This window comes from Kitasatospora sp. NPDC056783, from assembly GCF_042789895.1.
In the GTDB taxonomy this organism is placed as follows: domain Bacteria; phylum Actinomycetota; class Actinomycetes; order Streptomycetales; family Streptomycetaceae; genus Kitasatospora.
The window spans coordinates 1-2,221 of record NZ_JBHUAF010000651.1 but is presented as its reverse complement, the minus strand read 5'-3'; the positions used below and the strand labels follow the sequence as shown (position 1 = coordinate 2,221).

The window sequence follows — 2,221 nt, the reverse complement described above, 5'->3', positions numbered from 1 at the left end:
CGTCTACCCCAACGGGAAGCCCGTCCCCTCCGCCTCCAACCTCAACTTCTCGCCCCGGCAGACCGTCCCCAACCTGGTCACCGTCCCGGTCGGCAGCAACGGCAAGATCGCCTTCTTCAACCACGTCGGCACCACCGACGTCATCGCCGACCTCGCCGGCTACTACGTCTCCGGGGCACCGCGGACCGGTGGTGTGCTCCAGAAGCCCGACGCACCGACGCGACTGCTGGACACCCGCGACGGGACCGGCACCGGCGGCGCCACCGCACCGGTGGGCGAGGGCCGCAGCATCGGACTCCAGGTCACCGGCACCGCCGGCATCCCGGCGAACAACGTCACCGCCGTCGTCCTCAACGTCACCGTCACCAACCCCACCAGCGACAGCTTCCTCACCGTCTACCCCAACGGGAAGCCCGTCCCCTCCGCCTCCAACCTCAACTTCTCGCCCCGGCAGACCGTCCCCAACCTGGTCACCGTCCCGGTCGGCACCGACGGCAAGATCGCCTTCTTCAACCACGTCGGCACCACCGACGTCATCGCCGACCTCGCCGGCTACTACAGCGCCGGCGACCAGCTCGGCCTGTCCGCGCTGAGCTTCTCCGCCCAGAGCGTCGACGCCTCGGCCTCCGCCACCCCCGTCACCGTGACCTGGACGATCACCGACTCCAGCCCGGCCGCCACCCAGACCAGCGGCTCGATCGTGATCCGCCAGCGGGGCGACGCCCCGGACACCTACGTCGGCCAGAGCTACTCGGCCAGCTACTCGCAGTACAACCAGGGCTTCGGGGGCGCCGACTACGTGTCCGGCGGCCCGGCCGGCGCGACCTACCGCTACACCTTCGTCGTCCCGCGCTACGCCGGCTCGGCCACCGCGAAGTGGGCGGTCTCCCTGGTCACCGCCTACGAGAACAGCACCCAGCAGCGCCTGGTGCTCTCCGGCTCCGCGCTCGGAGGCTTCGCCAACACGGTCACCGCCACCCACCAGGTGTCCACCACGACCGCGCTCCAGCCGTCCGTCGACCTCAACCTCAACGGGCGTCCGCCGTACGTCTACGTCGGCGACAGCACCTACCTCAGCTACAGCGTCGGCATCCAGGAGCAGCAGTCCGGCTTCTGGAAGGGGACGCTCACGCTGACCGGGCCCGGCGGCGCGACGCTGAACGGCTCGTTCGAGAACTCCACGCACAACGGGCAGCTGAGCTACCCGTGCCAGTCGAGCGTCAACTACCCGACCTGCACGGTCCTGGTCCTGCTGCCGGCCAGGGCCGCGGCCGGAACGTGGAGCATCTCCTCCGTCTCCCTGACCAACAACGCGGGCCAGACGAAGTCCTTCACCCCGCAGGACCCCCGGCCGGTCACCGTCACCACCAACGGCACCGTCAGCGCCGACCGCTTCGGCACCACGCCGAACGAGCTGAACAGCTGGCGGCAGCCGGCGCCGTTCAAGGTGCTGATGCGCGTCCAGGGCGCCCAGAACGGGGTCCGGTCCATCGAGCTCCGCTGGCAGAACTACACGTGCGGCCAGAACTCGACGACCCCGTCGGTGGAACCCGACGGCCGGTTCTCGGTGCCGGCCACCCTGAGCCAGTCCCGCAACGGCTCGCCCGCCTCCTGCTCCCTGGCCGGGGTCCTCGTCACCGACGGCGCCGGCAACATCGCCCTGTACGGCTCGGACTACTTCGCGCCGGACCCGGGCGTGTCGGTCAGCAGCGTCCCGGACACCACGCCGCCGACGGTGACCTCGGCCTCGCTGAACATCACCAGCCTCCCGAAGAGCCAGGCCGGCTCCCGGTCCCTCTACGTGATCGCGAAGGTCGTCAGCCCGACGGCGCCGGTCAGCGGGTACTACAGCTACGTGTACGACGGCTCCGGCAACGTCGTGGGCCAGAGCTCCGGCAGCGCCAACGCCTCCTCGGACGGACAGGTGACACTGAACCTCTACGTTCCGTACGGCATGGCCGTCGGCAGCTACACCGTCGGCTTCGAGATCAGCGATGCCGGGTGGCTCCGCACGTCCTACGGGATGCCCGGCAGTCAGCCGGTCCCCGGCGGCCCGCTCGTCCTGACGGTCACCGAGGGCTGACCGGACGGCGATGAAGCCGAGCGGCGCCGGTGCCGGGCCTGTCCGGCCGGTGCCGGCGCCGCTCGCCCCGTGTCAGTTCCCGAGCGCGTCGAGCCAGTCGCCGAACGGGGCGCGGACGGCGTCGGCGGTCTCGACCTG

At 70.8% G+C, this 2,221-nt stretch carries 1 pseudogene; it reads left to right on the top strand.

Annotation, left to right across the window (positions count from 1 at the left end):
- Positions 1 to 2,083: pseudogene (locus tag ACFRMQ_RS40265) on the top strand (hypothetical protein); the annotation flags it as partial.
- Positions 2,084 to 2,221: the final 138 nt, after the last annotated feature.